The organism is Burkholderia sp. NRF60-BP8, assembly GCF_001522585.2.
Lineage (GTDB): Bacteria > Pseudomonadota > Gammaproteobacteria > Burkholderiales > Burkholderiaceae > Burkholderia.
In genome coordinates this window covers 143993-166493 of sequence record NZ_CP013373.1, presented here as the reverse complement: position 1 = coordinate 166493, position 22501 = coordinate 143993, and the positions used below count along the sequence as shown (strand labels likewise).

The following is a 22501-nucleotide window of genomic DNA, read 5'->3' as shown; positions in this document are numbered from 1 at the left end:
AAGCGCCACGATACAACGCTCACCGCCCGTGCGTCTCCGCACAGGCCGGTTCGATCCGGCTGCTGCGCGCCGACGCATCGGTGAACGTGCGGCCTCCCGCCTCGTCGCCCGCCTCGTCGCCCGCCTCGTCGCCCGCCTCGTCGCCCGTTTCGTCGCCCGTTTCGTCGGCCGCCGACCGCCCGCCGAGAAACCCGAACACCACCGCCGCGCACAGCACCGTGACGACGGCCAGCCCGGCCAGCAGCCGATCGAACGCGTGCGTGTAGCTCGCGATCAACGCCGCGCGACCGACGGCCGGCAACGCGGCAGCCGCGCCCGCGAGATCGCCGGTCGCAAGCCGCGCGGCGGCCCGCAGCGTCGCGTCCGGCGTGCCGGCCGCCCCTGCCGTGTGCGCCAGCCCCGCTTGCGCGAGCGCGGCCAGCACCGCGCCGACGATCGCCAGCGCGATCCCCTCGCCGGCCACGCGCGTCGTGCTGAAAATGCCCGTGGCCATCCCTGCGCGCGCTTTCGGCACGACGCTCACCGACAGCCCGTCCATCAGCCCCCACGGCATGCCGGCGCCGACGCCGATCGCGAGCATCGGCGCGATCGCCGCCGGCCCCGCGCCGCCGCGCAGCGCGATGCCGAGCCAGACGAGCCCGGCCGCCGCGATCAGCAGCCCGAGCCCGGAAATCACGCCGGCCGACAGCCAGCGCGTGAGCGTCGCCGCGCCGAGCGGCACCACCAGCATCGGCGCGGAGATCGCGAGCATCAGCCAGCCCGCGTCGATCTCGCTGAAGCCGTCGATACCGATGAAGCGCAGCGGCAGCACGACGAGCAGCACGATGTAGCAGCAGCAGGTCGACACCGGCAGCACCTGCACGCCGACGAAGCGCGCGATGCGGAACAGCGACAGGTCGAGCATCGGCCGCGCGACGCGCGTCTCGATCGTCACGAACGCGCACGCGCCGAGCGCCGCGCCGGCCAGCAGCGCGATCACGAGCGGACTCGACCAGCCGCGCGCGGGCGCCTCGATCACGCCGAACGTGAACAGCGTCAGTGCGGCCGTGAACGCGGCCGTGCCGGGCCAATCGAGCCCCGTCGCGTGCGGATCGCGCGACTCGTGCATGCGCGGCAGCCCGAACGCGAGTGACAGCACGCCGGCCACCGCGCTCGTCACGAAGATCGCGCGCCAGCCGTAATGCCCGATCAGGCCGCCGGCGAGCACGGGCCCGAACGCGAGGCCGATCCCGAACGTCGTGCCGAGCAGGCTGAATGCGCGCGTGCGCGCCGCGCCGTCGAACTCCTGCGCGAGCGCGGCCGTGCCGCCGGCCAGCGCCGCGGCCGCCGCGAGCCCTTGGGCGGCGCGCAGCAGATCGACCGCGAGCATCGACGGCGCGAACGCGAGCGCGACCGACATCAGCGTGAAGCCGCCGACCCCGATGGCAAACAGGCGCTTGCGGCCGAACTGGTCGGCGAGCGCGCCCGACGCCATCAGGAAGCTGCCGAACGCGAGCATGAACGCGTTGGTGATCCAGTTCATCGCGACCGGGCTGCCGTGCAGGTCGCGGCCGATCGCCGGCGTCGCGACCGCGCCGCCCGAAAACGACAGCGGCAACGCGACGGCGGCCATGCAGACGGCGGCCAGCACCCACGCGCGCCGGCGCGCCGCCAGCGCCGAATTGGCCGAAACAGGGTGATCCATCATCGCTCCTCGAAAAGCCGGCGCGGATGCGCCATCGGAGCGACAGACGATAAATCGGATTCAATCCGCGAAAAACCACGCGAAGCTCCGCATATAACGGACTAAAATTCCGCAATACCTCTGCCAGCGTGCGTCGCCGCACGTCCTTCGATTCGATGGAAAGATGGAAAACCTCACCGGCATCGTCGCGTTCGTGCGCACCGCCGAAGCGCTGAGCTTCGTCGCGGCCGGCCGCGCGCTCGGCATCTCGGCGTCCGCGGTCGGCAAGACCATCGCGAAAATGGAGCAGTCGCTCGGCGTACGGCTGTTCAACCGCACGACGCGGCGCGTGACGCTCACCGAAGAGGGGCGGCATTTCTACGAGCGCTGCCAGCGCATCCTCGAGGATTTCCGCGACGCGGAGGCGACCGTGACGGCGTCCGCGCAGCGCCCGCGCGGCAAGTTGCGCGTGAGCCTGCCGGTGATCGGCTACCGCTTCCTGCTGCCGGTGCTGCCCGAATTCCGGCAGCGCTATCCGGACGTCGAACTCGATCTCGATTTCAACGACCGGATGGTCGACGTGGTCGAAGGCGGCTTCGACGCGGTGATCCGCAGCGGCCCGCTGTCCGATTCGAGCCTGATGTCGCGGCGGCTCGGTCCGTTCGCGTTCGTGCTGTGCGCGACGCCCGCGTATCTCGCGCAGGCCGGCACGCCGCGCACGCCGCGCGAGCTCGACGCGCACGACTGCGTGCGCTATTGCTTCCCGACCACCGGCAAGCTGCAGGACTGGGCGCTCGCGGCCGACGACGGCACGCCGCTCGCGCTGCGCACCGCGATGACCTGCAACAACATGGAGGCGCTGCGCGGCGCCGTGCTCGCAGGGCTCGGCATCGGCTACATGCCCGACTTCCTCGCGCGCGACGCGCTCGAGCACGGCGCGCTCGTCACCGTGCTCGACGACTACCGGATCGCGCCGGGGCAGTTCTCGATCGTGTGGCCGTCGAGCCGGCAGTTGTCGCCGAAGCTGCGCGTGTTCGTCGATTTCCTGTGCGAGCGGCTGTTCAGGTAGTCGCGCCGATCCGCTCCGCTTCGACCGGCGGCGGCAGCGCGTCGCTGTCGTCCTTCAGCCCGACGCCCGTCAGCCCGAGGCGGCGCGCATGCGTCATCAGGTAATGCAGCTTGTGCGCGGCGGCCGCGTGCGGCAGCCCTTCGGGCCGCACGTTCGAAATGCAGTTGCGCAGCGCGTCGTGACAGCCGACCTTCGGCGCCCACGTCAGATACACGCCGAGGCTGTCCGGCGAGCTGAGCCCGGGCCGCTCGCCGATCAGCATCGCGACCACCTTCGCGCGCAGCAGCTCGCCGATCTCGTCGCCGAGCGCGACGCGCGCCTGCGTCGCGACCACCACCGGGCCGATCCGCCAGCCGTCCGCATCGAGCCGCGGCCGCACGGCCTGCAACAGCGGCAGCGCCTGCTTCGCGGCCGCGAACGCCGACAGCCCGTCGCCGACCACGAACACGACATCGGGCGCCTCGTCAAGCGCCGCCCCGTAGCCGGCCAGCAGCCCGCGGCTGTCGTCGGACAGCTTGCGGCCGAGATCGGGCCGGCGCAGGTAATGATCGCGGTCCGGCGCGGCGCTCTGCACGCCGAGCGTCGGCAGCAGGCCGGCCGCCTCGATCTCGCGCCGCAGCGCGTCCGCGTCGAGCGGCTGGTGCACCGCGTCGCGCGCCTGCGCATGCGACAGGTTGAAGGCCAGCAGCGGCGCGGTCGGCAGGCTGTTGCCCGCGCGACCGAGCGCGATCCGCGCGTTCGTGAACGACTTCAGCTGCGCCCACGGGTTCTTCTCGACGGCGTCGCTCATGCGGACACCCCCATCCAGTCGTTCGCGCCCGCGAGCAGCGGCACGCGTGCCGTCGCCGCGCGCAGCGCGCCGTGCGCGTCGGCGATCTCCATCGTCTCCAGCCATTCCTCGAACTCGGGCGCGCGGCGCAGGCCGAGCACCTCGCGCACGTAGAGCTGGTCGTGGAACGACGTGCTCTGGTAGTTCAGCATCACGTCGTCCGCGCCCGGAATCCCCATGATGAAGTTGATGCCGGCCGCGCCCAGCAGCGTCAGCAGCGTGTCCATGTCGTCCTGGTCGGCTTCCGCGTGGTTCGTGTAGCAGATGTCGCAGCCCATCGGCACGCCGAGCAGCTTGCCGCAGAAGTGATCCTCGAGGCCCGCGCGGATGATCTGCTTGCCGTCGTACAGGTATTCGGGCCCGATGAAGCCGACCACCGTGTTCACGAGGAACGGCTCGAACTTGCGCGCGACCGCATACGCCCGCACCTCGCAGGTCTGCTGGTCGACGCCGTGGTGCGCGTTCGCCGACAGCGCGCTGCCCTGGCCGGTCTCGAAGTACATGAGATTGTTGCCGACCGTGCCGCGCTTGAGCGACAGCGCGGCTTCGCGCGCCTCGCCGAGCAGCGCGAGCGAGATCCCGAAGCTCGCGTTCGCCTTCTCGGTGCCCGCGATCGACTGGAACACGAGATCGACCGGCGCGCCCTTCTCGATCGCCGCGATCGTGTTGGTCACGTGCGTGAGTACGCACGACTGGGTCGGCACGCCGTAGCGTTCGCGGAAACCGTCGATCATCGCGAGCAGCTTCACGATCGCCGCGAGGCTGTCGGTGGCCGGGTTGATGCCGATCATCGCGTCGCCGCAGCCGTACATCAGCCCGTCGAGCATCGATGCGGCGATGCCCTTCACGTCGTCGGTCGGGTGGTTCGGCTGCAGCCGCACCGACATCCGGCCGGCCAGCCCGACCGTGTTGCGAAAGCGCGTGACCACGCGGCGCTTGCGCGCGGCCGCGATCAGGTCCTGGTTGCGCATCAGCTTCGACACGGCCGCGACCATCTCGGGCGTGAGGCCCGGCGCGATCCGTTCGAGCGCGGCGCCGTCGGCCGCGGGCGACAGCAGCCAGTTGCGGAAATCGCCGACGGTGAGATGCGAGATGTCCGCGAACGCCTGCGCGTCGTGATCGTCGACGATGAGGCGCGTGACCTCGTCGTGTTCATACGGGATCACGGCTTCGTTCAGGAACGCCTTCAGCGGCACGCCCGCGAGCGCGATCTTCGCGGCGACGCGCTCCTCCTCGCTCGCCGCCGCGACGCCGGCGAGCTGATCGCCGGAACGCAGCGGGCTCGCCTTCGCGAGCAGCGTCTTCAGGTCCGCGAAGCGGTACGTGCGCGGACCGATCGTCTCCGTATAGGACATCGTTCGAATCTCCTTGCCAAAAGCCGACGGCGCGCCCGTTCGACGGGGTGCGCCGGATGCCGTCAGGAACGGCCTTTCACTTTCACCTTCGCCTGCACCGTCGGCATCGCTCACTCCTCCAGCAGCGCGTCGCCGGGCGCGCTCGCGCGCTGCGCGCGGGTCGCGAGGAAGTACGCGTAACCGACCGCGAGGAAGCCGACGAACACCAGCGCGACCAGCCCGTTGAAATACACCATCGTACCGAGGCAGACCAGCGCCGCGAGGATCGCGAATGCCGGGAAGATCGGATACAGCGGCGCGCGGAACGGCCGCTCCAGGTTCGGCTGCGAGCGGCGCAGCTTGAACAGCGCCGCCATGCTGACGATATACATCACGATCGCACCGAATACCGACATCGTCACGATGTTCGCGGTGAGCGTCTGCCCGCCGAACTGGATCAGCTCGTCGCTGTAGATCGCCGCGATGCCGACCACGCCGCCCGCGAGGATCGCGCGATGCGGGGTCTTGAAGCGCGGATGCACCTTCCCGAGCCACTCCGGCAGATAGCCTTCGCGCGCCAGCGCGAAGATCTGGCGCGAATAGCCGAGGATGATCCCGTGGAACGACGCGACGAGCCCGAACAGCCCGAGCCACACGAGCATGTGCATCCAGCCGCTGTTCTCGCCGACGATGTACTTCATCGCCTGCGGCAGCGGGTCGTTGATGTTCGCGAGCTTGGTCCAGTCGCCCGCGCCGCCGGCGAACACCATCACGCCGATCGCGAGCGCCACGAGGGTCAGGATCCCGGCCACGTACGCGATCGGAATCGAGCGCTTCGGGTTCTTCGCTTCCTCGGCGGCCATCGCGACGCCTTCGATCGCGAGGAAGAACCAGATCGCGAACGGAATCGCCGCGAACATCCCGTGGAACGCGCCCACGCTGAAGTGATCGGCGCCCGACCAGCCGCCCTTCGTGAAATTGCTCCACGCGAAGCCCGGCGACACGACGCCCATGAACACCAGCAGCTCGAAGATCGCGAGCAGCGTGACGACGAGCTCGAAGGTCGCGGCGATCTGCACGCCGACGATGTTCAGCGCCATGAACACGAGATACGCGCCCATCGCTGCGTGTTTCGGTTCGAGCCCCGGAAACTGGACGTGCAGGTACGCGCCGATCGCGAGCGCGATCGCGGGCGGCGCGAACACGAACTCGACCAGCGTCGCAGCTCCTGCCAGATAGCCGCCGGTCGGGCCGAACGCGCGGCGCGCATACGCGAACGGGCCGCCCGCGTGCGGGATCGACGTCGTCAGCTCGGTGAAACTGAAGATGAAGGTGGTGTACATCGCCGCGACGAACAGCGCGGTGATCACGAAACCCAGCGTGCCGGCGCTCGCCCAGCCGTAGCTCCAGCCGAAGTATTCGCCGGAAATCACGAGGCCGACCGCGATGCCCCACAGTTGCCAGGTCCCGAGCGTCTGCTGCAGCGCGGGCTGGCCGGGCGACCTGGCGCCGGCGGCGGGCCGGCCATTCGACTCTGCTTTCATCGGACTCTCTCCTCAATGGCGCCGGGCCTGCACGCCCGCGCGACTGAGAATCGATGCTAGAGAGTCATTAAACGACGTGTTATCGAAATTCGGCAAAGATCGCGGCTGACGTTTCGCTTGCGAAAACGCCGGCCGCGCATGTGGCCGCGCCGATCCGGCCGCGCAGCGCGGGCCGGATCGGCCGTGCTTACTGGCCGCCGCCGCGCTGGTTGAACCAGCGGTCGAGCAGCTTGCCGGCCGCCTCGCGGCCGCCGAGGCCGAACGACAGCGCGACGGCCACCGCGATCGCGCCGAGCACGAGCCCGAACGCGAGCTGGACGATTTCGTTCGCGATGCCCATCGCGCGCAGCCCCATCGCGAACACGAGGCCGAGGATCGCGAATTGCGCGATGCGCGCGAACAGCACGCTGTGCTCGCGGTCGGCCTGCTCGATCACGCGGCGCGCGAGGCCCGCGAGCCACACGCCGATCACGAGGATCACGCCGCCCATCAGCACGTGGCCGCCGAACTCGATGAACAGCGTGACGACGTCGCGCACCTGCGAGAAGCCGAGCCGGTTCGCGGCCTCGACCGCCGCGAACAGCATCGCGAAGAACACGATCAGCCGCGCGACCAGCACCGACGGCTGCAAAATGCCCGAGAACACGCGCTCGACGCCGAGCACGGCCGGCAGCCCGTCCGCGCCGGCGGCTTCCAGCAGCTTCTGCGCGAGCGACGCGACGAAGCGCGCGAAGTAGAACGTGACGAGCACGATCACGATCGCCGCGACGATGTCCGGCACCGCGCCGAGGAACTGGTTCAGCATGTTGGTCGCGGGGATCGAGATCGCGTCGATCTTCAGCGCGTCGAGCGCGGAGATCAGCGTCGGCACGAACACGAACACGTAGACGATCGTGCCGATCAGGCTCGACACGCGCACGGGCGTCGGGCTGTCGATTCCTTGCGTGAGGCGGTCGGCGCCGGCGGCGACCAGCAGGTTCGTCACGAGGCCGCGCAGCACGCGCGCGACGACCCAGCCGACGAAGCCGATCACCGCGGCCGCGAAGATGTTCGGCACGATCGCGAGCAGCTTGTCGACCATCCCCTGCACCGGCGAGAGCAGGCCCGACAGCGCGAACGACGCGAGGATCGCCGGCAGGAACATCAGGATCACGAGCCAGAACAGCACGTCGCCGAGATAGCCGCTCATCGGCTGCATGCCGGCGCCTTCGGACAGCTTGTCGTCGATCTTGCTCGCCTTCAGCGCGCGGTTCGCGAGGCTGCGCAGCAGCGACGCGATCAGCCACGCGATCAGCGTCAGCGCCGCGCCGCCGATCAGGTTCGGCAGGTAGTTGACGATGTGCGTGACGAGCAGCGAGAACGGATTGGAGACCGCGTACAGGTTGAGCACGTTGAAAATGCCCACCGCGGTGACGAGCAGCACGAGCCAGAACAGGCCGCCGGCGATGATGCGTTCGACGCACGCGCCCTGGCCGGTACTTTCGTTGATCCGCTGATCGACCTTCAGTGCGTTGAGCAGGCGCAGTGCGCCGGCCCGCACCGCCACGGCGATCAGCCAGCCGATCACCAGGATGCCGATCGCGCCGGCGATCTTGGGCAGGTATCCGCCTAGCGTGGTCTGCAGCGACGTGATGAAGCTGGAAGCATCCATTTCTTCTTCTCCCGAAAACGTGGTGGTGCGATTGAACATCGACGAACGACCTGCGTACTTCGAAAAAGCGTGCTGCCCCGTCCGAGCAACTTACCCGAGAAAAATGACGCAATCACCCGATTTCACCGTCTTTAACTTTAGTTCTAGATTGCGGCGGGGCAAGACCCCATTTCGATGAAATAAAAAGGGGCAGATTTTGGACCACTACGCATTTCCGCAAGATTTGTCCATTCGGGCCGTGCTACCGTGGCGTCGATTCTTGCCCCGGACACGCCGATGCCTGCATCCGAAACGAAGATCGAGCCGCCCGCGTGGGTCCGCTACGCAGCGAGCGTGGCGCGCGTTCACGCGTACATCGGCGCGCATCTCGACGGCCCGCTCGACCTGAACAGGCTTGCGGAAATCGCTTGCCTGTCGCCGTATCACTGGCAGCGCGTCTATCGCGCGCTGTACGGCGAGTCGATCGTGTCGACGGTGCGGCGGATGCGGATCGTGCGGGCGTCCGAGGATCTGGTCTGCACCGAGCGGCCGCTCGACGAGATCGCGCGGCGCGCGGGCTACGGTTCGACGCACGCGTTCGCGCGGGCGTTTCGCGACGCGTACGGCGTGCTGCCCGCGCAGCACCGGCGCACCGGCCGCCACCGGCCGATTTATCCGTTACAGCGAGGAGAGGAAGACATGTTCAAGCACGAGGTCGAGATCCGGCGCCTGCCGGCACTGCGCGGCTACGCGGTGACGCACACCGGCGCGTACATGAAGGTAGGCGACGCGTTCGGGCAGATCGGCGCGTGGGCCGGGCAGCACGGGCTGATCGGCCCGGGCGCGAAGATGATCGGGATTTTCTACGACGATCCGGACACGACGCCCGAAGCGCAGTTGCGCGCGAAAGCGTGCTGGATGCCGGCCGACGGCGCGCCGGACGTGGCGCCCGCGCCGCCGGTCGAGCGCGTGACGATCGCCGGCGGCGAATACGCGGTGCTGCTGCATACCGGGCCGTATGCGGACCTGAAGACGGCCTACCAGTGGCTCTACGGCGACTGGCTGCGCCACTCGGGCCGCGAAGCCGCCGATGCCCCGCCGTTCGAGCTGTACCTCAATACGCCGATGGACACGGCGCCGGCCGACCTGCTCACCGAAATTCACCTGCCGCTGCGCTGAGCGACGGGCCGGTGCGCCGGCCGTCGAACGAAGCGCGCCGGCCGGTGCGTATGCCTGGCAGGCGCGAACTCGCGGAGATACTCAAGCGGCCTGCGTCCCGCAACCGGGACAGAACCGCGCGTCGGTCGCCAACGCCGCATGGCAGCGGCTGCAGGCCTTGCTGCGTTGCGCCGCGCCGCACTTTGCGCAGAAGCGTGCATCGGCTGCGTTGAGTGCGCCGCAGCCCGCGCACGCGAGCTGGCTCAGCGGCACGTTGCCACCCTGGCCGCCTCGCCCGCCACTGGCATCGGCCGGCGCCTGCCAGCCCCAGCCGTGGCGATCGCGGCCGCGCGCATCGTGGCCGCCATGGCCGCCCTGACGTGTCCCGCCGTGATGCCCGCTACCGGGGCCGCCGGGGCTGCGCTCACCCCGGTTTCCGCCGCTGCCGTGCCCACCGAGAATCCGTTTCAGAAAGCCCATCGCCCGCTCCTCAACGTTCGGCCCGGACGCCGCCGAACGCCCCGGAGGACGACAGCAGCCGCAAGCCGTTGGCCACGACGAGCAGGCTCGCGCCCGCGTCGGCGAAGACCGCCATCCACATCGTGCCGAGCCCCGCGACCGTCAGGCCGAGGAACACGACCTTCACGCCGAGCGCGAAGCCGATGTTCTGGACCAGCACGCGGTGCGTCGCGCGCGACAGCCGCACGAACGCGGGAATCTTGCGCAGGTCGTCGTCCATCAGCGCGACGTCGGCCGTCTCGATCGCCGTGTCGGTGCCCATCGCGCCCATCGCGAAGCCGATGTCGGCGCGCGCGAGCGCCGGCGCATCGTTGATCCCGTCGCCGACCATCCCGACCGCGCCCGCGCCGCCCGCCGACAGTTCCTCGACCGCCGCGAGCTTGTCTTCCGGCAACTGGTTGCCGCGCGCGTCGTCGATGCCGGCCTGCCGCGCGATCGCCTGCGCGGTATGCGGGTTGTCGCCCGTCAGCATCGCGGTGCGGATGCCGAGCGCATGCAGATCGGCGATCGCGTCGCGGCTCGTGTCCTTGATCGTGTCGGCCACCGCGAAGATGCCGAGCACGCGCGTGTCGTTGACCAGCACGACGACGCTCTTGCCCTGCCGCTCCAGCGCGTCGAGCTTCGCCTCGAGCGCCGCCGAGCAGCGCCCGAGCTCCTCGACGAGCCGGTGATTGCCGAGCCAGTAGCGCATGCCGTCGATCGTGCCGCGCACGCCGCGCCCGACGATCGCTTCGAAGTCCTGCACGTCGGCGAATGTCGTCGTGCCGGCGTCGCGGGCCGCGGCGGCGAGCGCCTGCGACACCGGGTGATCGGAGCGCGCGGCGAGGCTCGCGCCGAGGTGCCGCACGCGTGCCGCATCGGCGCCGTCCGCATGCACGTCGAAGTCGGTCTGCACCGGCTTGCCGTGCGTGATCGTGCCGGTCTTGTCGAGCGCGAGCCACGCGAGCTTGCGCCCTTCTTCCAGATAGACGCCGCCCTTCACGAGAATCCCGCGCCGCGCGGCCGCCGCGAGGCCCGACACGATCGTCACCGGCGTCGAGATCACCAGCGCGCACGGGCACGCGATCACGAGCAGCACGAGCGCGCGGTAGACCCAGTCGTGCCACGCGCCGCCCATCGCGAGCGGCGGCACCACCGCGACCAGCAGCGCGACCGCGAACACGATCGGCGTGTAGACGCGTGCGAACTGGTCGACGAAGCGCTGCGTCGGCGCCTTCGCGCCCTGCGCTTCCTCGACCGCGTGGATGATCCGCGCGAGCGTCGAGTTGGCCGCGACGGCCGTCACGCGGTATTCGAACGAACCCGATTCGTTGATCGTGCCCGCGTACACCGCGTCGCCGGTCGTCTTTTCGACGGGCAGGCTCTCGCCGGTGATCGGCGCCTGGTTGACGGTCGAGCGGCCCGCGACGACTTCGCCGTCCAGTCCGATCCGCTCGCCCGGCTTCACGCGCACGACCGCGCCGAGCGCGACCTGCGCGGCCTCGATCGTGCGCCACGCGCCGTCGGCCTGCCGCACGGTCGCGGTATCCGGCGCGAGCCGCATCAAGCCCTGGATCGCATTGCGCGCACGGTCGAGCGACTTCGCCTCGATCAGCTCGGCGATCGTGAACAGCACCATCACCATCGCGGCTTCCGGCCACTGGCCGATCGCCATCGCGCCCGTCACCGCGATGCTCATCAGCGCGTTGATGTTCAGGTTGCCGTTGCGGATCGCGATCCAGCCCTTCTTGTACGTGGTGAGCCCGCACGCGAGCACCGCGGCGAGCGCGAGCGCCGCCGACAGCCACACCGGCAGCCCGGCCCAGGTCGCGCCTTCGGACGCGAGCGCGGCGACGCCGGCGAGCACCAGCGGCCACCACGGCTTCGCGGGCGCGGCGGCGGCGCGCGCCGCCGGCGCGCCGGCCGTGGCGGCCTCCGGCGTCATGCCGAGCGTGCGGATCGCGCTTTCGATCGCCGGCTGCGCATCGGGCACGTGCTCGACGGTCAGCATCCGCTGCATCAGGTTGAATTCGAGCGCCGACACTTCGGGCATCCCGCCGAGCTTCTTGCGGATCAGCGTTTCCTCGGTCGGGCAGTCCATCTGCATGATCCGGAATGCTGAGCGCACGTGGCCCGACGCGGTCGCCTGCGCGACCGGCAGCGGCGCGAGCGTCAGCGCGGCCGGCGCGCAGCATGCGCCGGCCGCGTGGTCGTGGTCGTGGTCGTGGTCGTGGTCGTGGTCGTGGTCGTGACCGGCATGATCGTGCGCGGCGTGGCCGTGCGAGCACGTGGCGCCGTGCACGTGCTCGTCGTCGCCGGCATGGGCGTGATCGTGGTCGTCACCCGCCTCGCCATGTGCCGCGTGAGCGTGCCCATGGGCGCGATCGTGGTCATGGCCGTGCGCGCGCTCGCCGGCCGCCGGCGCCGGGTCGGCAACGGTCGCCGTCTGCGTGTCGCACGATTCTGCGCAGCAGGCATCGGCGCCGTCGGCCTGACGGTGTCGTGGGTCGTGGGGACGCTGGGCGTCGGTCATGACAACCTCCTTTGTGGCTTGACGGTGTAGAGTTAACACCCTGAAGCCACTACAAGGTCAACCCTTACACGGGAGAAAGGCATGAAGATTGGCGAACTGGCCAAAGCGGCCCGCTGCACCCCCGAGACGATCCGTTTCTACGAGAAAGAGGGGCTGATGCCGGACGCGGAGCGCACCGATTCGAACTACCGCAACTACACCGACGTGCACGTCGAACGGCTGCGCTTCATCCGCAACTGCCGCGCGCTCGACATGGCGCACGACGAAATCCGTGCACTGCTGCAACTCACCGACACGCCGGCCGATCGCTGCGATTCGATCAATTCGCTGCTCGACGATCACATCGGGCACGTCGATGCGCGCCTCGCGGAATTGACGCATCTGCGCGAGCAGCTCACCGAATTGCGCCGCCGTTGCGTCGGCGAGCATTCGGTCGAGGATTGCGGAATCGTGCACGGCCTCGCGACGATGGAAACCGTCGCGCCCGCCGCGAAGCGCTCGCACCTCGGCTGAAACCCTTGCCAAACAAGATAGTCCAGTCGAGAATAGTTATATTCTTACTAGATATATTTTAACTATTCATGTCTACGAGCCGCCCGTCCCCGCTCGCGCTGGCCATCCTTGCGACGCTCACCGAAACGCCGATGCATCCGTACGGGATGCTGCAGCAACTGAAGGCCCGCGGATACGACGAAGTCGTCAACGTGCGGCAGCGTACGAGCCTGTACCAGACGATCGACCGGCTGCTGCGCGACGGGCTGATCGCCGTGCACGACACCGAGCGCGACGGCGCGTTTCCGGAGCGCACGCTGTATGCGCTGACCGAAGCCGGGCACACGGCCGGGCAGGCGTGGTTGCATGCGCTGCTCGCGGAGCCCGCGCGTGAATTTCCTGCGTTCGGCGCCGGCCTCGCGTTCCTGCCGCTGCTCGACGCGGAAGATGCGCGCCATCAGCTCGAACTGAGAATCGCACGGCTCGACGCCGAGCGCGAGCGGCTGGAAGCGCTGCGCGCCACCGCGCAGGCCGACCAGGTGCCGCGCCTGTTCCTGCTGCAAAACGAGCATGCGCTCGTGCTGCTCAATGCGGAGCTCGACTGGGCGCGCAGCGTGGTCGAACACCTGAAGATCGGCGCGCTGCGCTGGGTGGACGGCTGACGCGTCGCGCCGGCCGCTTCCCGTCGGCAACGGGAATCGCCCCCGTCAAAGCACCTTGCCGGGATTCAGGATCCCGCGCGGGTCCAGCGCGGCCTTCAGGCGCCGCATCAGCCCGATTTCCGCGTCGCTGCGCGTGTGCGCGAGATAAGGCCGCTTGAGCACGCCGATCCCGTGCTCGGCCGACACCGAGCCGCCCATGTCGCGCACCACCGCATACACGCAGTCGTCGATCGCATCGGCGTGCGCGTCGGTCATCCCGGTCGGCGACACGCCGATATGCACGTTGCCGTCGCCGACATGACCGAAGAACAGGCACGTCAGCGCGGGCCAGCGCGCCCGCAACGCCGCCTCGCAGCGTTCGGCGAACCTGCCGAGTTCGCCCGTCGGCAGACTCACGTCGAAGTTGACGAGATGGGGCAACGCGTCGATCGCCAGGCCTTCGCGCAGCGTCCACAGATCGCGCGCCTGCCGCTCGGAGCTCGCAAGTACCGCATCGTCGACGAGCGCGGCATCGAACCCCTCGGCCAGCGCCGTTTCGAGCGCATGGCGCGCATCGCCGCCCGGCGCGCTCGTCGCGCATTCGATCAGCACCGCGAAACCGCCGTCGCCGACGAACGGCGCCGACACGCCCGGCGTATGACGCGCGACGTAGTCGTAGAACGACGGCCACATCGCCTCGAAACTGACGACCTCCGGCAGCGCGCGCACGCGGTTCCACAGCCCGACCACCGCATCGTAGTCGCGCACGCGGCAGAGCGCCGTGGCCGGCGCCGCGAGCAACGGGTGCAGCCGCAGCACCGCGCGCGTGACGACGCCGAGCGTCCCTTCGCTGCCGACGAACAGCTGCTTCAGGTCGTAGCCCGCGTTGTTCTTCAGCATCCGGTTCATCGACGACACGACCGTGCCGTCCGCGAGCACGACCTCGAGCCCGAGCACCTGCTCGCGCATCATCCCGTAGCGGATCGCGCGCGTGCCGCCCGCATTGGTCGCGAGCATGCCGCCGATCTGGCACGAGCCGCGCGCGCCGAGATCGACGCCGAACGTGAAGCCCGCCGCTTGCGCGGCGTCCTGCACCGTCTGCAGCGGCGTGCCCGCGCGCACGGTGATCGTGCCGGCCGCCGCGTCGAGCGCTTCGATGCCGGCGAAGCGCTCCATCGACAGCACGACCTCGCCGCCCAGCGCGACCGCGCCGCGCGCGAGCCCCGTCAGCCCGCCTTGCGGCACGACCGGCTGGCCGAGCCGCGTGCACGCCGCGAGCGTGCGCGACACGTCGTCGACGCTGCGCGGGCTCACCAGCGCACGCGGCCGCACGCCGGGCGGCTCGTTGTACGCGGTGAAGTAACGCGGATCGATATCGGCTGCGCGCGTGACGAGCGCGTCGCCCAGTTCGGCGGCGAGCACGGCATCGACGGCATCGTCCGGTTCGCGGCCCGCCGCGCTCGGGTTCGGGGTCGGCATCGTGCGCGGCCCCGCTTACTTCGTCGAAATGTCGATATCGCCGAAATACTTCAGGCCGAGCGACTTCACCGTGCCGTCCGCCTTCAGCTTGTCGATCGCCGCGTCGAGCTTCGCCTTCAGCGCATCGTCGCCCTTGCGCAGGCCGAACGCGATGCCGCTGCCGAGAATCTTGTCGTCGTGCACCGGCTGCCCGACGAACGAGAAGCCCTTGCCGTCCGGGCGCGACAGGAAGCCGCGCTGGCCGGACGGCGCGAGCACGAGCGTCGCGTCGAGGCGGCCCGCGACCAGATCCGCATACGCCTGGTTCTGGTCCTGGTACGCGACGACCGCGACGCCGGCCGGCTCCCAGTGCGCCTTCGCGAAGGTTTCCTGGATCGACGCCTGCAGCACGCCCACGCGCTTGCCCTTCAGCGACTCCGGCGTCGGCAGCAGGCCGCTGCCGGTGCGCGCGATCAGCTGGGTCGGCACGCGATAGATGATCGTCGTGAAGTCGATCGCCTGGCGCCGTTGCTCGGTGGCGTTCATCGCCGAGTTGATCGCGTCGAACTTGCGACCCTTCAGCGCCGGGATCAGCCCGTCGAACGAGGTCTCGACCCATTTGCACGACAGCTTCGCCGTCTGGCAGACGGCATTGCCGACGTCGATGTCGAAGCCCTGCAGGTCGCCGTTCGGCGCCTTCGATTCGAACGGCGGGTATTGCGCCTCGAGGCCGAAACGCAACGTCGGCGCATCGGCGAGCGCCGCGCCGGAGCCGATCGCGCACGCGAGTGCGAATGCGAGTTTCAGGGTGGTCGTGTGCTTCATCGTGATCTCCTGTGTCTGGTCGAGGCGAGGTGCCCGTCGCCGGATGCCCGTCGCCGGATGCCCGTCGCCATTCTTTACAGCGAACGCAGCCGCCGCGCGCCTTCGACCAGCGTCGCGTCGTCCTTCGAAAAACTGAGCCGGATCACGCCGGCATCGGTGCCGTCGGTATAGAACGCCGACAGCGGAATCGTCGCGACACGCGCGTCGCGGATCAGGCGCAGCACGAAATCGCTGTCGCTTTCATCCGAGAAGTGGCGAAAGCGCGCGAGCATGAAGAACGAGCCTTCGCTCGGCAGCAGCTCGAAACGCGAATCGGCCAGCTCGCGCGCGAGCAGGTCGCGCTTGGCCTGGTAGAACGCCGACAGGCCGAGATAGCTGTCCGGCCGCGCGAGAATTTCCGCGAACGCGACCTGCATCGGCGTGTCCGCCGAGAACACCATGAACTGGTGCACCTTGCGGATCTCGTCCATCAGCTCGGCCGGCGCGAGGCAATGGCCGACGCGCCAGCCGGTCACGTGGAACGACTTGCCGAACGACGACACGATCACGCTGCGCTCGGCCAGCTCGCGGTGGCGCGCGACGCTCTGGTGCCGCGCGCCGTCGAACACGACGTGCTCGTAGACTTCATCGGACAGCACCACGATGCCCGTGTCGCGCGTGATCTGCGCGAGCCGCTCGAGATCGTCGGCGGAGAACACCGTCGCGGTCGGGTTGTGCGGCGTGTTGACGATGATCATCCGCGTGCGCGGCGTGACGGCCGCGGCCACCTCGTCCCAGTTCACGCGAAAATGCGCGGGCGACAGCTTGATCGCGACCGGCGTTGCGCCCTGCAACCGCACGATCGGCGCATAGCTGTCGAACGACGGCTCGAAATAGATGACCTCGTCGCCGGGATGCACGAGCGCGCTGATCGCCGCATAAAGCCCTTCGCTCGCGCTCGCGATCACCGTGATCTCGGTCGCCGGGTCGTAGCGCGCGCCGTACAGCGCCTCGGTCTTCTCGGCGAGCCGCTCGCGCAGCGCGATCACGCCGGCCATCGGCGCGTACTGGTTGTGGCCGTCGCGCATCGCGCGCGCGACGCCTTCGACGAGCGCCGGATCGGGCGCGAAATTGGGGGCGCCCTGCGACAGGTTCAACGCGTCGTGTCGAGCAGCCAGTTGGCCGATCACCGTGAAGATCGTCGTCCCGACGTCGGGCAGTTTCGAACGGGGCGCGGTCGCGCTTCGCATGACTCCTCCTCCTGATGTCCTTCGGGCGGGCCGCGCCGTGTGCGGCCCGACATCCGCCGCATGATTTAGCCCCAGCCAATATCGATGGACAATCGAAAGTTCGTCATGGCGGCCATGCATTTTTCTCATGGCGCGCGGCGATAAGCCCTCGACGACAAGGCCCGCCCGGGCGCTCGATATGCGAATCGGGCATTTCCCCTACGAAACGCTACGCGTGCGCCGCCGCGAGGTAAGCGAGCAGCACGGCCCGCAGTTCGCGGCGTTGCGCGGCGAAATCGAGCGCCGGCCCGAGCGTCAGCAACGCCTGCGACAGCCCGCCGTAGCAGATCGTATGGGCCATCCGCGCGAGCCCGTCGAGCCGTTCGGCCGGCGGCGGGTCGGCCGCGTGGGCGAGCGCGTCGCGCCACAGCGCGACATAGGCGTCGTAATGCCGGCGATAGGCGGCCAGCGGCGACACCTGCCGCTCCAGCACGAACAGCGCGCTCCACAGCGCCGCGTCGGCGGCGATCGTATCGACCTGGAGGTCGACCAGCGCGGCGGCGAGCTCGGCCCGCGGCGCGCCGCGCAACCGCTGCACCGTGTCGCGCAGCCGGTCGGCCAGCGCCAGCACGCGGCGGTGGATGCAGAGCGCCGCGAGGCTCTGCTTGTCGCCGAAATACTCGTAGAAGGTGCCGATGCTGACGCCCGCGACGGCCGCGATCTCGCGGATCGTCGCCTTCGCGTAGCCGCGTTCGAGCAAAAGCTGAACGAACGCCTGTTGCAGCGCGTCGGAGCTCGCCTGCGCGCGCGACTGGCGCGGCCGGCGGCGCAACGCGGGCGCGGGTTGCGCCGCCGGCGAGCCGGGCGGCGCCGGAACCTGAACATGTCGCGGCGGCATATTTGCTACTCTGAATTCAGCAGGGAAGACGTTTCACCGGAAGCCGGAACCCGCGCCGACGCGCCCTCCGTGCGGCGCGACGCCGGCCGACCGCGAAGCATGAGACCGGAGACCATCGCGATGACCGACTCGACTCACGCCGTCACGAACCAGTTCGACGAACTCGTCGACTATAACCTCTTCGCGACGGATCTCGCGCTGCGCGACGCGCTCGCCCGGGCGGGCGCCGACTGGGCCGTGCCACAGCTCGACGCGTACGGCGCGTGGCTCGGCAGCGCCGACACCGCGCGGCTCGCCGACGAAGCGAACCGCCATACACCGGAACTGAACGCGTTCGACCGGCGCGGCCGGCGCATCGACCGCGTCGATTTCCATCCCGCATGGCACGCACTGCTCGGCCGGTATCGTCGCGAAGGCTTCGTGTCGCTTGCATTCCGCGACGCGCGCCGCGGCCGCTGGGCCGCGACCGCCGCCGGCTTCTACCTGCACGGCCAGATCGAGGCCGGCACGCTGTGCCCCGCGACGATGACGCAGGCCGCGATCCCCGTGCTGCAGAAGGAGCCGGCGCTGTGGGACCTGCTGCGCGACAAGCTCTACAGCGACGACTACGATCCGCGCGACGTGCCGGTCGCCGACAAGCGCGCGATCTGGTTCGGCATGGGCATGACCGAGAAACAGGGCGGCTCCGACGTGCGCGCGAACACGACGCTCGCCACGCCGATCGGCGCGGGCGGGCGCGGCGGCGAATACCGGCTGCGCGGCCACAAGTGGTTCTTCTCCGCGCCGATGTGCGACGCGCACCTCGTCGTCGCGCGCACCGAAGCCGGCGGCCCGTCGTGCTTCTACGTACCGCGCTGGCGGCCGGACGGCATGAAGAACGCGGTCGAGATCCAGCGGCTGAAGAACAAGGTCGGCAACCGCAGCAACTCGAGCAGCGAGATCGAACTGAACGACGCGTGGGGAATCATGCTCGGCGACGAAGGCCGCGGCATTCCGACCATCATCGAGATGGCCACCTACACGCGGCTGAACTGCGTGCTCGGCAGCGCGGCGATGCTGCGCCAGGGCGTCGTGCAGGCGATTGCGTACACGCGCCAGCGCCATGCATTCGGCCGCGCGCTCGCCGAGCAGCCGCTGATGCGTACCGTGCTCGCCGATCTCGCGCTGGAGAGCGAAGCGGCGCTGTCGCTCGCGATGCGGCTCGCCGACGCGTTCGAACGCGACGACTCGCCGCGCGAACGCGCGTGGAAGCGGATCGTCACGCCCGCCGCGAAATTCTGGATCTGCAAGCGCGCGGTCGAGCTGACCGGCGAAGTGATGGAAGTGTTCGGCGGCAACGGCTACGTCGACGACGGCCCGATCGCGCGCCTCTTCCGCGAGGCGCCCGTCAACTCGATCTGGGAAGGCTCGGGTAACGTGATGTGCCTCGACGTGCTGCGCGCGGTGTCGCGCGAGCCCGACGCGGCCGCCGCGCTGTTCGACGAACTCGCCGGCCTCGGCGCGGGCGAACCGCGCATTCGTGCGGCGCTCGACGCGTTGCGCGCGATGCTCGCCGCCCCGGCCGACACGCTCGAAGCGTCGGGCCGCGTGTTCGCGCAGCGGCTCGCGACCGTCGCGCAGGCGTGCCTGCTGCGCCGCGACGCGCCGGCAGCCGTCGCCGACGCGTTCGTCGCGACGCGGCTCGCCGCCCCCGACTGGGGCCGCATCGCCGGCGGCTTCGATCCGCACGCGATCGACGTCGCCGCGCTGCTGCAGCGCGCGTACCCGGCCTGACGCCGGCCCGCTCCCCCGAATCTGCAGTCGTTCGCCCGCCCCGGAGCCTCGATGAACCTCGTCGCCGCCCTCGACCGCGCCGCCCGCGCGACGCCCGACAAGCCCTTCCTCGTCAACGAATCCGCGACGATCACGTATGCGGCCGCACGCGAGCGTTCGCACCGCGCGGCGGCCGTGCTGAGCGCGCTCGGCGTCGCGGCCGGCGATCGCGTCGCCGCGATGTGCTTCAACACGCCGGCCTTCGTCGACCTGATGTTCGGCGCATGGCGCCTCGGCGCGGCATTCGTGCCGATCAACCACAAGCTGCAGGCGCCGGAAGTCGACTACGTGCTCGAACACAGCGGCAGCAAGGCCCTGCTGTTCGACGTGGCGCTCGCGCCGGTGGTCGAGCGCATCGTGCATCCGGCGCGGCGCGTCGTGACCGAGGGCGAACTCGACGGCGTGCCGAACTTCGACACGATGTGCGCGACGATGGACGGCCTCGCGGGCATCGAGCCGGCCGACGACGACATCGCGCAGATCCTCTACACGTCCGGCACGACCGGTCGCCCGAAGGGGTGCGTGCACAGTCATCGCACGGTGACGCTGGCGGCGATGCAGGCAGCGCTCACGACCGGAATCGGCCGTCACGAGCGCACGCTGATGGCGATGCCGATCTGGCATTCGTCGCCGCTGAACAACTGGTTCGGCGGCACGCTGTACGCGGGCGGCACCGTCGTGCTGCTGCGCGAATACCATCCGCTGCGCTTCCTGCAGACCGTCGAGCGCGAGCGCGTGACGCTGTATTTCGGCGCGCCGGTGTCGTATACGCTGCCGCTCGACACGATCGACGGCTTCGCGGCATTCGACCTGTCGAGCGTGCGCGCGTGGCTGTACGGCGGCGGCCCGATCGGCGCCGCGCAGGCCGAACGGCTCGCCCATGCGTACCGCAGCCACGCGTTCTTCCACGTGTACGGGATGACGGAAACCGGGCCGGCCGGCACGACGCTGTATCCGGACGAGCAGATCGCGAAGGCCGGCTCGATCGGCCGCGAGGGCGGCCCGGGCGTCGACCTGCGGGTCGTGCGGATGGACGGCGTCGATGCGCGGCCGGGCGAAACCGGCGAGATCTGGCTCAAGGCCGCCAGCACGATGCTCGGCTATCTCGACGACGCGGCCGCGACGCGCGCCGCGTTCACGCCGGACGGCTGGTATCGCACCGGCGACATCGCACGGATCGATCAGGATGGCTATCTGTTCATCGTCGACCGGCTGAAGGACATGATCGTCACCGGCGGCGAGAACGTCTATTCGAAGGAAGTGGAGGACGTGCTCGGCGCGCACCCGGACATCGCCGAGGCGGCCGTCGTCGGCGTCCCGCATCCGGACTGGGGCGAGACGGTCGTCGCGCACGTCGTGATGCGGGCGAACGCGGCGCCCGATGCGGATGCGCTGCGCACGTTCTGCGGCGAGCGACTCGCCGCGTACAAGGTCCCGCGCGAATTCACGTTCGTGCAGGCGCTGCCGCGCACGCCGACCGGCAAGCTGCAGAAGTTCCTGCTGCGCGTGCGGAGGGACTGAGTATCCGCGGTTGAGCCGGCGCATTCGCGCTCGCGCGGCCAATGCAAAAGGCAGTACGGAACAAGTAATAGAAGTTACCAGCGCTGAATCATATTCGTCCGATTGATCGACGTTTCTTATCTGGAATAGCGTCTCAAGGCAGCCATTCCATTTACTGAGACAGGGAAGCCGGATGAAAAACGAACGCGAAGCACCGACCCATTTTTTTGCCACCGTTGGCGCACTTACGGAACGCGGTGGACGCGTCACCACCGCAACCAGCGGCCTGACCCTGGCTGGATTGGAAGTCGCCTGCGTGGGCGACGTAGTGACCTATGACGACGGCAGCGAGGCCGCGATTATCGACGGCGCGGGAAACAACCATAGCGGCGGCAAGCCGTTCGCGTTGGTCGGCAGCCGGTTGAGCAACGGTGACCGCATTACCGAAACGCTGCGCACGTCATGGGGCATTCATGTGCGGGATGGGCAAAGCGTTGCGGGCCTGTTCGATCCGACCTATGTGCCGCCGCCCGCGCCGCCCGCCTACAGATTGGCGGTATGTGGCGCGACAACAGCGCGAGGGGGTGCATTGCGCGAGCCGTCCGGCACATGGGAGGTCGCGCCGCACTTGGGCAAGGCTGCCACGGTGGGCGACCTGATCCACTATCCGGACGGTTCAACCGCGCGCGTTGTGAGCGGTCTTGGATTGGCCGACAGACCCGACTTCGCACCGCTCGCATTCGTTGGCAGCGAACTCGATAACGGCGACACGATCACCGATAGTCCCGAGCGACAAGGCATAGCGTCGTCCGTCGTATTTAGCGTCGTCACCCGCTCGTCCGTGCCCCGCTGAGGTAGCGCCCATGATTCGCTACTTTCTTGCCAAAGGCGACCGCGCCAGGGAAGCGGTGATTGTCGAAGGCCTCGACACCGTCACCTGTTCCAATCCGCCGCCGAGGGTTCATATCGCGACGCTGAATATGAAGACCTACTGTTCGGCCTGCAAGCGTGAAGGGTACATCGCACCGCAAGGGCCGCGCTGGCCAGGTACGGGCCCGAACGGCAAACAGTGGGCATTGAGTGGGGATATCAATGTCTGCGGATGCAACCCACCGCCGATCTTCTACGCTGAGCGCAGCATGCGGATGACTTTTACTGCGGGAGAGGTTGCGACGCTGAGTGGGCGCCAACCGGATGCAATCAAGCGGTCATTTGTTCGATCGGCTGTCGTACACGACGAGCAATTCACCTTGCTCGATGACTCCCGTCGCCCGCTCGTGAACATTCGCTACCGAATCGTTGCCGACACCGGGCAAATTTTCACTGGCACCACGGACACGGCCGGGCAAACACATCGAATCGCCACCGACGCCTCGGCAACGCTGAAAATCTATACGATGGAACATTGA

At 69.2% G+C, this 22501-nt stretch carries 19 protein-coding genes; 8 read left to right on the top strand and 11 right to left on the bottom strand.

Annotated elements, in window-relative coordinates; genetic code table 11:
• Positions 1 to 19 precede the first annotated feature (19 nt).
• Positions 20 to 1684 (bottom strand): MFS transporter, encoded by a 1665-nt coding sequence (locus tag WS54_RS13780; RefSeq protein ID WP_059780404.1) that lies wholly within the window; start codon positions 1682 to 1684, stop codon positions 20 to 22.
• A 163-nt stretch (positions 1685 to 1847) separates the two neighbouring features.
• Here WS54_RS13780 and WS54_RS13775 point away from each other — a divergent pair, with 163 nt between their 5' ends.
• Entirely contained in the window at positions 1848 to 2732 is an 885-nt protein-coding gene (locus tag WS54_RS13775) for a LysR family transcriptional regulator (protein WP_059780405.1), read from the top strand.
• On the opposite strand, the gene eutC is transcribed toward WS54_RS13775, so the two are convergent.
• From eutC to WS54_RS13755, 4 genes are all read right to left on the bottom strand, one after another.
• Positions 2725 to 3522, bottom strand: coding sequence for an ethanolamine ammonia-lyase subunit EutC (eutC, locus tag WS54_RS13770; protein ID WP_059780406.1), 798 nt, complete (start codon positions 3520 to 3522; stop codon positions 2725 to 2727). The two genes, WS54_RS13775 and eutC, sit on opposite strands and share 8 nt — an antisense overlap.
• Positions 3519 to 4916 carry an ethanolamine ammonia-lyase subunit EutB gene (locus tag WS54_RS13765; protein WP_034209625.1) on the bottom strand — a complete coding sequence of 466 codons (1398 nt, stop codon included), beginning with the start codon at positions 4914 to 4916 and terminating at the stop codon, positions 3519 to 3521. The genes eutC and WS54_RS13765 overlap by 4 nt, the downstream gene beginning before the upstream one ends.
• Positions 4917 to 5026: 110 nt before the next feature.
• Positions 5027 to 6439: an ethanolamine permease gene (gene eat, locus WS54_RS13760; RefSeq protein WP_059780407.1), complete on the bottom strand. Its 1413-nt coding sequence runs from the start codon at positions 6437 to 6439 to the stop codon at positions 5027 to 5029.
• Between the two features lie 187 nt (positions 6440 to 6626).
• Complete coding sequence (locus WS54_RS13755) at positions 6627 to 8090, bottom strand: mechanosensitive ion channel (protein WP_034209627.1); 1464 nt, start codon at positions 8088 to 8090, stop codon at positions 6627 to 6629.
• 276 nt (positions 8091 to 8366) lie between these two features.
• On the opposite strand from WS54_RS13755, the gene WS54_RS13750 reads away from it, so the two are divergent.
• Positions 8367 to 9248 (top strand): AraC family transcriptional regulator, encoded by an 882-nt coding sequence (locus WS54_RS13750; protein WP_059780476.1) that lies wholly within the window; start codon positions 8367 to 8369, stop codon positions 9246 to 9248.
• 81 nt (positions 9249 to 9329) lie between these two features.
• On the opposite strand, the gene WS54_RS13745 is transcribed toward WS54_RS13750, so the two are convergent.
• Both WS54_RS13745 and WS54_RS13740 read right to left on the bottom strand, forming a co-directional pair.
• Positions 9330 to 9707, bottom strand: coding sequence for a zinc ribbon domain-containing protein (locus WS54_RS13745; protein ID WP_082725029.1), 378 nt, complete (start codon positions 9705 to 9707; stop codon positions 9330 to 9332).
• A 10-nt stretch (positions 9708 to 9717) separates the two neighbouring features.
• Entirely contained in the window at positions 9718 to 12258 is a 2541-nt protein-coding gene (locus WS54_RS13740; RefSeq protein ID WP_059780408.1) for a heavy metal translocating P-type ATPase, read from the bottom strand.
• An 81-nt stretch (positions 12259 to 12339) separates the two neighbouring features.
• Here WS54_RS13740 and cadR point away from each other — a divergent pair, with 81 nt between their 5' ends.
• Positions 12340 to 12771, top strand: a complete 432-nt coding sequence (gene cadR, locus WS54_RS13735) for a Cd(II)/Pb(II)-responsive transcriptional regulator (RefSeq protein WP_059780409.1) — start codon at positions 12340 to 12342, stop codon at positions 12769 to 12771.
• A gap of 68 nt (positions 12772 to 12839) precedes the next feature.
• Positions 12840 to 13412: a PadR family transcriptional regulator gene (locus tag WS54_RS13730; protein WP_034209632.1), complete on the top strand. Its 573-nt coding sequence runs from the start codon at positions 12840 to 12842 to the stop codon at positions 13410 to 13412.
• Positions 13413 to 13457: 45 nt separating this feature from the next.
• Here WS54_RS13730 and WS54_RS13725 read toward each other — a convergent pair whose 3' ends face one another.
• The 4 genes from WS54_RS13725 to WS54_RS13710 form a co-directional block, all read right to left on the bottom strand.
• Positions 13458 to 14870 carry an FAD-binding oxidoreductase gene (locus WS54_RS13725; protein WP_059780410.1) on the bottom strand — a complete coding sequence of 471 codons (1413 nt, stop codon included), beginning with the start codon at positions 14868 to 14870 and terminating at the stop codon, positions 13458 to 13460.
• Between the two features lie 15 nt (positions 14871 to 14885).
• A complete protein-coding gene (locus WS54_RS13720) occupies positions 14886 to 15674 on the bottom strand; it encodes an ABC transporter substrate-binding protein (RefSeq protein ID WP_034209634.1) in 789 nt (262 codons plus the stop codon).
• Positions 15675 to 15748: 74 nt separating this feature from the next.
• Positions 15749 to 16903: a pyridoxal phosphate-dependent aminotransferase gene (locus WS54_RS13715; protein WP_059780411.1), complete on the bottom strand. Its 1155-nt coding sequence runs from the start codon at positions 16901 to 16903 to the stop codon at positions 15749 to 15751.
• Between the two features lie 208 nt (positions 16904 to 17111).
• Entirely contained in the window at positions 17112 to 17780 is a 669-nt protein-coding gene (locus tag WS54_RS13710; protein WP_034209636.1) for a TetR/AcrR family transcriptional regulator, read from the bottom strand.
• Positions 17781 to 17900: 120 nt separating this feature from the next.
• Here WS54_RS13710 and WS54_RS13705 point away from each other — a divergent pair, with 120 nt between their 5' ends.
• The 4 genes from WS54_RS13705 (at position 17901) to WS54_RS13690 (ending at position 22501) form a co-directional block, all read left to right on the top strand.
• Positions 17901 to 19553 (top strand): acyl-CoA dehydrogenase family protein, encoded by a 1653-nt coding sequence (locus WS54_RS13705; RefSeq protein ID WP_059780412.1) that lies wholly within the window; start codon positions 17901 to 17903, stop codon positions 19551 to 19553.
• A gap of 51 nt (positions 19554 to 19604) precedes the next feature.
• Entirely contained in the window at positions 19605 to 21113 is a 1509-nt protein-coding gene (locus WS54_RS13700; RefSeq protein WP_059780413.1) for a class I adenylate-forming enzyme family protein, read from the top strand.
• 172 nt (positions 21114 to 21285) lie between these two features.
• On the top strand, positions 21286 to 21945 hold the full coding sequence (locus tag WS54_RS13695; protein ID WP_059780414.1) for a PAAR domain-containing protein: 660 nt from the start codon (positions 21286 to 21288) through the stop codon (positions 21943 to 21945).
• Between the two features lie 10 nt (positions 21946 to 21955).
• Positions 21956 to 22501 carry a hypothetical protein gene (locus WS54_RS13690; RefSeq protein WP_059780415.1) on the top strand — a complete coding sequence of 182 codons (546 nt, stop codon included), beginning with the start codon at positions 21956 to 21958 and terminating at the stop codon, positions 22499 to 22501.

Coding starts and splice junctions, on each gene's coding strand:
- WS54_RS13780 (WP_059780404.1), bottom strand. CDS start 1,684: ATGGATCACCCTGTTTCGGCCAATTCGGCGCTGGCGGCGCGCCGGCGC.
- WS54_RS13775 (WP_059780405.1), top strand. CDS start 1,848: ATGGAAAACCTCACCGGCATCGTCGCGTTCGTGCGCACCGCCGAAGCG.
- eutC (WP_059780406.1), bottom strand. CDS start 3,522: ATGAGCGACGCCGTCGAGAAGAACCCGTGGGCGCAGCTGAAGTCGTTC.
- WS54_RS13765 (WP_034209625.1), bottom strand. CDS start 4,916: ATGTCCTATACGGAGACGATCGGTCCGCGCACGTACCGCTTCGCGGAC.
- eat (WP_059780407.1), bottom strand. CDS start 6,439: ATGAAAGCAGAGTCGAATGGCCGGCCCGCCGCCGGCGCCAGGTCGCCC.
- WS54_RS13755 (WP_034209627.1), bottom strand. CDS start 8,090: ATGGATGCTTCCAGCTTCATCACGTCGCTGCAGACCACGCTAGGCGGA.
- WS54_RS13750 (WP_059780476.1), top strand. CDS start 8,367: ATGCCTGCATCCGAAACGAAGATCGAGCCGCCCGCGTGGGTCCGCTAC.
- WS54_RS13745 (WP_082725029.1), bottom strand. CDS start 9,707: ATGGGCTTTCTGAAACGGATTCTCGGTGGGCACGGCAGCGGCGGAAAC.
- WS54_RS13740 (WP_059780408.1), bottom strand. CDS start 12,258: ATGACCGACGCCCAGCGTCCCCACGACCCACGACACCGTCAGGCCGAC.
- cadR (WP_059780409.1), top strand. CDS start 12,340: ATGAAGATTGGCGAACTGGCCAAAGCGGCCCGCTGCACCCCCGAGACG.
- WS54_RS13730 (WP_034209632.1), top strand. CDS start 12,840: ATGTCTACGAGCCGCCCGTCCCCGCTCGCGCTGGCCATCCTTGCGACG.
- WS54_RS13725 (WP_059780410.1), bottom strand. CDS start 14,870: ATGCCGACCCCGAACCCGAGCGCGGCGGGCCGCGAACCGGACGATGCC.
- WS54_RS13720 (WP_034209634.1), bottom strand. CDS start 15,674: ATGAAGCACACGACCACCCTGAAACTCGCATTCGCACTCGCGTGCGCG.
- WS54_RS13715 (WP_059780411.1), bottom strand. CDS start 16,903: ATGCGAAGCGCGACCGCGCCCCGTTCGAAACTGCCCGACGTCGGGACG.
- WS54_RS13710 (WP_034209636.1), bottom strand. CDS start 17,780: ATGCCGCCGCGACATGTTCAGGTTCCGGCGCCGCCCGGCTCGCCGGCG.
- WS54_RS13705 (WP_059780412.1), top strand. CDS start 17,901: ATGACCGACTCGACTCACGCCGTCACGAACCAGTTCGACGAACTCGTC.
- WS54_RS13700 (WP_059780413.1), top strand. CDS start 19,605: ATGAACCTCGTCGCCGCCCTCGACCGCGCCGCCCGCGCGACGCCCGAC.
- WS54_RS13695 (WP_059780414.1), top strand. CDS start 21,286: ATGAAAAACGAACGCGAAGCACCGACCCATTTTTTTGCCACCGTTGGC.
- WS54_RS13690 (WP_059780415.1), top strand. CDS start 21,956: ATGATTCGCTACTTTCTTGCCAAAGGCGACCGCGCCAGGGAAGCGGTG.